Source organism: Succinimonas sp. (genome assembly GCF_045225735.1).
Taxonomy (GTDB): Bacteria; Pseudomonadota; Gammaproteobacteria; order Enterobacterales; family Succinivibrionaceae; genus Succinimonas.
The window spans coordinates 1-8,248 of the sequence record NZ_JBGVBR010000040.1 but is presented as its reverse complement, the minus strand read 5'-3'; the positions used below and the strand labels follow the sequence as shown (position 1 = coordinate 8,248).

Genomic DNA, 8,248 nt, shown 5'->3' with positions numbered 1-8,248 from the left:
ACATCAATGTGACCTTCCCTGAGAATTACGGCAAAAAGGAACTTGCCGGCAAGCCCGCAGTGTTCAAGGCCAAGCTGGAGAGGGTTTCCGAAAATCAGCTTCCGGAGCTTGACGAGAAGTTTTTCGCATACTTCAGCGATACTGCCAAGACTGTTGACGATTTCCGTTCCGAAGTGCGCAAGAACATGGATCGCGAGATCAGCAAGGTTGTTAATGACAGGAATGTGAAGACTGTTGTGGATAAGCTGGTAAGCGAATTCGGCGGCTTTGACATTCCTTCCAGACTGGCCGAAACCTATGCCGACAACATCAAAAAGGACTATGAGTCCCGCAAGAGACCCCTTCCTTCCGATGAGGCCATTGCCAGCAGCGTTAAGCACAATCTGACTGTTAAATATGTAATCGATGCCTTTGTGAACAAGTATGGCATTAAGCTTGATCCCAAGGCTGTGGAAGCTTACATCGACATGGTGGCCTCCGCTTATGACAGCTCCGAGGAATACAAGAAGGCTGTGATGAACAATAAGCAGATGTACTACAAGTTTGCTGATATGTCCTTCCAGAAGCAGATTGCTGATTACTTCTTTGATCATGCTAAGCTGAACGTTACCAAGAAGAGCTTTTACGAGCTTACTCAGGTGCTCTGATTCCGAGTGAAGCAGCCCCCTCCGGGGCGTTTCTGATGACAAAGCCTGTCGGATTTTTATCTGGCAGGTTTTGTTTTAGGGGCTTTTTTCCGGATGTGTTTCCGGGACAGAAAATAAGACTTTTTGTCGCATAAACCGCTATAAAATGTTAAAATCGTTTAACTGATTATGAGACAAGATTTTTTTGGATGAAGACAGATGTCATTTGAAAGCAGCGCCGGCAGCCTTGCAGAAAAGGCAGCTTTAATTCCGTATGTTATTGAACAGACCGCCAAGGGTGAAAGATCCTACGATATTTATTCCCGGCTCCTTAAGGAGAGAATCGTGTTTCTGGTGGGAGAGGTTGAGGATCATATGGCCAATCTCGTAGTGGCTCAGCTCCTCTTTCTGGAATCAGAGGATCCGGACAAGGATATTTATCTTTATATCAATTCTCCCGGCGGCGCGGTGACAGCCGGCATGAGCGTTTACGATACCATGCAGTTTATCAAGCCGGATGTCTGCACCCTGTGTCTGGGGCAGGCCTGCTCCATGGGCTCCTTCCTGCTGGCAGCCGGAGCTCCGGGCAAGCGTTATTCTCTTCCGAGCTCGCGGATCATGATTCATCAGGTGCTGGGCGGCTTCAAGGGCCAGGCTTCGGATATCGAGATCCATGCCCGGGAAACCCTCCGTATCAAGGAGGAGATGAATAAGAAGCTTTCATTCCATACCGGCCGGCCTTATGAGGAAATAGTTCAGGCCACCGACAGAGACAACTTCATGTCAGCCGAAGAAGCCAAGGATTTTGGTCTTATAGACGAGGTTTTAACCAAGCGTCCGTAACCGGGGCGCCTGAACAGGAATACACACGATTATAAAAGCGGCAGGAAATATACATGGCAGGAAATAAGAAAGACGGACCTACTTCCGGAGGAACCAAAACGCTGCATTGTTCCTTTTGCAACAAGTCACAGTATGAAGTGGCCAGGCTTATCAAGGGCGGAGATGACGTTTATATCTGCAATGAGTGCGTGGATCTCTGTAATGACATCATTTCCAAGGATCAGAAAAAGAAGCAGAACGAAAAGACCGACTATCTGGAGGATCTGAAGAAGCTTCCCGCTCCGAGAGATCTCAAGGCGCATCTGGATGAGTATGTCATCGGGCAGGAAAAGGCCAAAAAGATTCTTTCGGTGGCAGTGTACAACCACTATAAGCGGCAGCTCGTCGGTGATGAATTTGACGGCGTGGAGCTGGGGAAGTCCAATATTCTGCTTATTGGTCCCACGGGTTCCGGCAAGACCCTTTTGGCGCAGACTCTGGCCAGGTTCCTGAATGTGCCCTTCGCCATGGCCGATGCCACCACGCTGACCGAGGCCGGCTACGTGGGCGAGGACGTGGAGAATATCATTCAGAAGCTCCTGCAGAACTGCGACTACGATGTGCAGAAGGCTCAGAAGGGCATTGTGTTTATTGACGAAATCGACAAGATCGCCCGCAAATCCGAGAACCCCTCCATCACCCGGGACGTCAGCGGCGAAGGCGTGCAGCAGGCTCTCCTGAAGCTTATCGAGGGCACTATTGCCTCCGTGCCTCCTCAGGGCGGCAGAAAGCATCCCCAGCAGGATTTTGTGCAGGTTGACACCTCCAAGATTCTCTTTATCTGCGGCGGTGCCTTTGCCGGCATTGACAAGATCGTGGAACGCCGCGTGCAGAAGAACTCCGGCATCGGCTTCGGCGCCGAGGTATTCGGGGAAAGCAACAAGATGAGCCTTTCCGAGAGAATCGAGGCGGTGGAACCTGACGACCTCAGCAAGTTCGGCATTATCCCCGAGCTTATCGGCCGTCTGCCGGTTATCGCTTCTCTGGACGAGCTGGACAAGGATGCTCTGGTCACCATCCTGAGAGCTCCTAAGAATGCTCTTACCAGACAGTACGAGGCCATGTTCAAGCTGGGCAAGGTCAAGCTGGAATTCACCGATGACGCTCTGGAGGCCATGGCAGACAAGGCCATTGAAAGGCATACCGGCGCCCGGGGACTCCGTTCCATTATGGAGGGCATTCTCCTGGACACCATGTACGAGCTTCCTTCCAACAGCGATGTGGCCAAGGTGATCATCAACAAGGATGTGGTAACGGACGGACGGGATCCCATTCTGGTGTACGATTCCCAGCTCTTAAGCACAGGCTCTGGCTCATAACGTCCTGACGGATAAATCTTTTTCGGGAACTCCTGCTGAGGCGGGAGTTTTTGTTTTTCGGTGGTGTGACGGAGGGGCGGAGCCCCGTTTAGCAAGCCGGGCGGGCTTCTCAGGGAGAAGCCGGGGACTTCCCCGCGGTCTCCGGCTCAGAACCTTCTTCGGCGCATATGGCAAGTAAACTGATTAAGAGAATCTTAAAAGCCCCCGGATATCTCCGGGGGTTTTGCGCTTTTAGGGGAGGAAAAAAAACTGAGTGTCCGGCAAAGCCGGAACAAGCAGGGAGAATCTGCCGGGAGATGAGAGCTTTCGCAGGTTTGCGGGATTTTTGTTTTCGGGAAGGCTTCTGAAACGGTAAAATTTCGGGAGCGGCCGTTTCGGCAGGGGGCGCAAAAAAACTGCCTGCCCAAATCAGCGGAGACCATTCCCATGAAAATATCAGCTCAGAAGACTGCTCAGGGCTTTGTTCACGATCAGGCGCCAAACCTTGTTCAGGATGTCCGGCCTCAGGATCTTGCCGCCCGTCTTAGAACCATAATCAGCGAGCAGGGCCGGGATGTTCTTTCCCGAGATCCTTTCAGCGTTTATACCCGCCTGACAGATGAGGGGATAACCCCGGATTTTGCCGGATCTGCGCTGGTCACGCTTCTGGCCGGCATCCATCTGGAGGCGGAGGGGAAGCATAAGGAGGAGATTTCCGGCCTGATCCGCAAAAAGTGTTTTCTCAATGCCGCCATTTCGGATTTGCTGGCGGAAATTTACCTGCTGCTGTATTCGGATGACAGCCTGAAGTACCGAGATGATGACGCTAACGAAGGGTTTCGGGAATTATGCTCCGAAGAATGGCAGTACCGGTATTCTGGCGAAAGCACCTGGCGCGCGGTGCGGAGCGGGGTGCATATTGACTGCTCCTGTGAGGTTGCCCTGGTGTACGGGGTGCAGGATGCGGACAAAGCCAAGCTGTTCTTAAAGCATCTCCTTGATGATAATCCCGGGGTTTCGGCGGACAGGCTTGCCGCGGAAATAGGAAGCCATCTGGACGAGCTTATTCAGAACCGGCTGGACGAATGGGTAACCGGAGACCCTTATTATGAGCCAGACATGGATGATTTTCCCGGTGAATGCCGCTGGGTGATAGAAGATTTTTTTGAAAAGCATGGCCTTAAACTGGTGAGGTATGACTGCGACACCGACGCATCTGATTACGAGGAGGATTTTGAGGCTCGCTGGTAATTTTGCGGCGGAGCGCGCCCTGCGGGAGATTTTCCGGCTCCGGATTACGGATTACGGTCTGTGATCCCGGCGCGGAATACCTGAGGGAGCAGTTTCTGAAGCCGCGCTGAGACGGTAGAATTTCAGTAACCGCAGCGAGAATGGAAGTCAGGGGGCGGCAGACAGGAAAAACTCTCCGGCGACAGCTCGCAGCAGCCTGCAAACAAGCTGATACCCCATAAATCATCAGCAATGAAGAAGGAAATAACCAATGACCGAACAGATGATAAAAGAGATGACCATCACTCCTGAAGAGCTGGCAGACCGCCTCTGTGACATTATCAGCGAGAAGGGCCTGGGCTATCTTTCAGAGCATCCCCTGAGCGTTTATGATGAGATGCTGCGGGATAAGGTATCTCCGCCTCTGGCCAGATCTCTTCTCAGCACGATACTGGCTGATATTCACAGCGATGCGGAGGCTGAGGCGAAAAACAGCACGAAAAAAGCAGCTGGGAAGGGGGTAAAAAAACTGTCTCAGGAGGCCCTTGCCGCGGACATCCGGGAAAGGTGCTTTCTTAATGCCGAAATTGCGGATTTTCTGGCAGCTGTGTACCTTTCGCTGTTTTCAGAAAGCAATCTCAGTGAATGGCAGGAGCACGCCCTTGCAGGCTTTCGTGAGCTTTGCTCCGAGGAAATGGAATACCAGTATTCCGGGGATAGTACCTGGCATGCTAACGGAGGTCATGTGGACTGCTCCTGCGATGTTGATCTTGTTTACGGGATTCAGGATCCTGACAAGGCGCTGATGCTGGTGGGAAAAGCTCTGGACGTTAACCCTTTTGCCACGGCGGAAGAGCTTTGCAAAATCATCGAGGATGAACTGGACGATGTTATTCAAAACTATCTTGATGACTATGTAACCGGAGATTCGTATTATGAGCCGTATATGGATGATTTTGACTGCCGGGATGCGATAGAAGAGTTTTTTAAAGATAATGGCATCAAGCTGGTTAAATATGAATGCAGTACCGACCAGTCTGATTTTGAAAGCGATTATGATTATGGTCGTCGCTGGTAGCAGGAAGCCCGGGCAGACTGTTTTTGGGGAGCTTCGTTTTTGGGCAGCCATTTAGCGAATTCTCCCGGGAGTCCGCTTTGCCGTGCAAGACGCCGGCCCGCAGCATCCCGCAAACGAGTTCTGCTGAGCTAACCTAAGAAATGAAGAAGGACAAAACAGATGACAAAAGAGATGACCATCACTCCGGAAGAACTGGCAGATCGCCTCCATGACATTATCAGCGAAAAGGGCCCGGACTATCTTTCAGAGCATCCTCTGAGCGTTTATGATGAGCTTAAGGATAAGATTTCCCCGGCCCTGGCCAGAGCCGTTCACTGCACGATATTGGCTGATATTCACAGCGATGCGAAAACCGCCGCGGAAGCAAAGACGAAAAAAGGCGCCAAACAAGGCACGAAAACAAAAGCTAAGAAAGGCGCAAAGAATCTGTCTCCGAAGTCCCTCGCCGCGGACATCCGGGAAAGGTGCCTTCTTAATGATGAAACAGCGGATTTCCTGGCCGCCATGTACCGGGAGCTGTTTGCAGAAAGCAATCTCGGAGAATGTCAGGAGTCTCCTCATAAAGGCTTCCGGGAACTTTGCGCCGAGGAAATTCCGCACAGCATGATCGGCGAGCTTTCCTGGGAAAACGAAGAAGGTGATGAGGAGGGATTCTCCTATGGCGTTGACATTGTTTGCGTGATTCAGGATCCCGACAAGGTGAAGTCGCTTCTGGGGAAAGCTCTGGAGGATAACCCGTCGGCAACGGCAGAAGAGCTTCGCAGCATAATCGAGGAGAAACTGAATGACACTATCGGGGCCAGTCTTGATGACTGCTATGATAACTGGGATGAAGATTCGATCAATGACCTGATGGACGATTTTGAGGTTTCATGCCGGGAAAAGCTGGAACAGCTGAAAGAGAATGGCATCAAGCTCCTGAAATATGAATGCAATGCCTCAGAGTTTGAGGATGAGCCTGACGATGGCCCCGTGTTTGACGAGGATGACTGGCGCTCCCTGGTAGTATGGAAAAAAGCAGAGTGATTTTCGGGAAGTATGGCTTTAAGCTGGCGCATGCAGGAAATTCCCGGGGCTCCTTTTCCATAGCAATGATGCAGGCGGGATGACCGCAGATCTTAAGTTTTTGAAAAGGAAATCCTGACCTTGGTTCTGGGAATATGAAATGGTGCCGAGCTTCGGAAAACAGGCGCCTCACCTTAACCGCTTGGAGGAAAACGTGAGCAAATCTCTGATTATCTATTTCAGCAGAGCCGATGAGAACTACGCTGTGGGCTATATTGACAAGGGCAACACGGAGTATGCGGCGGAGTTCGTTCAGGAGCTTACCGGCGCGGATATGTTCAGGGCTGAGCCCCTGGTACCCTACGCCGCTGATTACAAAACCTGCATTCAGGAAGCAAAGCAGCGCATCGGGAACGCGCCCCTGAAGGAGAAGCTCCGGGACATCTCGGCATATGACACTGTGTTTGTGATGAGTCCGATTTACTGGGGCACCTATGCGCCGGAGATTGAGACTGCTCTTGAAGGGCTGGACTTTTCCGGAAAAACAGTTCTGGTAGTAAGCACCCATGAGGGCTCCGGTCTGGGCAGCATGGTTTCCGATGTGAAGAGAATGTGCCCGGGGGCTCATGTGGATGCGAACGGACTTGCCATCAGAGGATCCCAGGCCAGGAATGCCAGGAAAACGGTGGAAAACTGGCTTCTGGGTCGGGAGTGACGATGTCAAATCACGATCCTGACGTTCCGGGAGTCGGGGAATACCTTATCAGCCATTATCCCATCAATGACTGACATTGAGAGGGCCGGCGGGTTTTTGCGCTGTCGTCCTGACATCCGGCAGCCGGCTGCCAGCCAGGCGGAGAAACAGAAAGCGGCAATGAAGGAAAGCTAATAAAGGAGGACAAAAAAATGGTTTTACAGCAGGATTTAAGTCAGAAGGAATCCGCAGGCAGCGGACATTTCGGGGTGAGTCTGCTTTTTAAGGAAAACACTCCCTTCCCGGACAGGGACACTCTGCTGAATATTCTTAAAAAGCATCTCGGCGATGTAACCTTAATGAGCTCCGGCGAGAATATGGCCGTCTTTTCCGCTGACAAATACAAGGTAACGATTGACGGCCATGAACTTACTCCGCAGCTTGTGCTCATGAAGTGCGCGGAAATTGACAAACCCCTTCTTGATGATATTGCGGCTACCCAGTTATGGAATTGCGAGGATGCGGAGACCATTCTGGAGGAATGTCATTACCGGATAGCGGCCACCGATATGCTGAGCGCGGTTCTGGATTACCGGGAGCACGCTAAGATGCTCACTGAGTACACTGAAGCCCTGACGGAGGCGTTTCCGGGCTGCGAAGCATTGCTTTTTGAGAACTCAAAGAAAATGCATGCGAGAGAAGACATCGTGAACTGCGATCTCCCGCAGGACTTCCGGTTTATTCACTATGCGGTCAATGTCAGATTTTTCAGGCTTGAGGGCTCCGATGATTTTATTGTGGACTCTCTGGGAATGAGCATGCTGGGACTCCCGGATGCGCAGTACCATTTTCATGGCCTGAACGTTTCTCATGTGATTAATCATGCGTACGCGCTCCTGTCATACCTGTTTGATAACGGCTCTGTTATCAAGCCGGGGGATACGTTTGACGGAGTTGCTGAAGACGGAGAAATAACCAGCGAAGTTCAGTGGCAGCTCAATTACGAAGAATCCCTGATTCAGCCCGCGCGTGAAGTACTGGACGTTAATACCGGTGTTTATGCCGCAGGTGACAGATAAATCAGCAGTCCGGCTTTCCCGGCCAGGCAATTTCAGTCAGGGCATGTCCGCATGTCTTCTGACCGCGGCTGCAAAGAAAGACGCCGTATCCGCTGAACCGGTAAAGAGGCGAAAGAGAAAAAGAGGTGAAAGAGGAAAAGAGATGAAAGAGGAAAAAAAGAGAAATGATCATGACTGACAGTAAAACCGCAACCCCTGACGCAGACCTTACCGCCGGCCTTGAGAATGATGTAATTCCCCGGAAAACCGTTCTGACTCTGGCCGCCGCCGCAGTCCTTTTTATAACCGGGACTCTGACCATCTCCGCCCCGGCTGTTGCAGACGATGCCGCTGTCCCTGACAATGTTCTGCCCGAT

9 protein-coding genes are annotated in these 8,248 nt (G+C 51.6%); all 9 read left to right on the top strand.

The window, feature by feature from the left end:
- Positions 1-647: hypothetical protein (locus ACJROR_RS01450; RefSeq protein WP_406545547.1), on the top strand; the 647-nt coding region annotated here is incomplete at its 5' end.
- 198 nt (positions 648-845) lie between these two features.
- A complete protein-coding gene (gene clpP / locus ACJROR_RS01445; RefSeq protein WP_406545546.1) occupies positions 846-1,469 on the top strand; it encodes an ATP-dependent Clp endopeptidase proteolytic subunit ClpP in 624 nt (207 codons plus the stop codon).
- A gap of 53 nt (positions 1,470-1,522) precedes the next feature.
- Positions 1,523-2,827, top strand: coding sequence for an ATP-dependent protease ATP-binding subunit ClpX (gene clpX, locus ACJROR_RS01440; RefSeq protein ID WP_406042878.1), 1,305 nt, complete (start codon positions 1,523-1,525; stop codon positions 2,825-2,827).
- Positions 2,828-3,253: 426 nt separating this feature from the next.
- Complete coding sequence (locus tag ACJROR_RS01435) at positions 3,254-4,057, top strand: hypothetical protein (protein ID WP_406545545.1); 804 nt, start codon at positions 3,254-3,256, stop codon at positions 4,055-4,057.
- 250 nt (positions 4,058-4,307) lie between these two features.
- Positions 4,308-5,114 (top strand): hypothetical protein, encoded by an 807-nt coding sequence (locus ACJROR_RS01430; RefSeq protein ID WP_406545544.1) that lies wholly within the window; start codon positions 4,308-4,310, stop codon positions 5,112-5,114.
- A 159-nt stretch (positions 5,115-5,273) separates the two neighbouring features.
- Complete coding sequence (locus ACJROR_RS01425) at positions 5,274-6,140, top strand: hypothetical protein (protein WP_406545543.1); 867 nt, start codon at positions 5,274-5,276, stop codon at positions 6,138-6,140.
- A gap of 193 nt (positions 6,141-6,333) precedes the next feature.
- Complete coding sequence (locus tag ACJROR_RS01420) at positions 6,334-6,834, top strand: flavodoxin (protein WP_406545542.1); 501 nt, start codon at positions 6,334-6,336, stop codon at positions 6,832-6,834.
- 191 nt (positions 6,835-7,025) lie between these two features.
- Positions 7,026-7,892, top strand: coding sequence for a DUF4261 domain-containing protein (locus ACJROR_RS01415; RefSeq protein ID WP_406545541.1), 867 nt, complete (start codon positions 7,026-7,028; stop codon positions 7,890-7,892).
- A 170-nt stretch (positions 7,893-8,062) separates the two neighbouring features.
- The coding region (locus ACJROR_RS01410; RefSeq protein WP_406545540.1) for a hypothetical protein at positions 8,063-8,248 on the top strand (186 nt) is incomplete at its 3' end.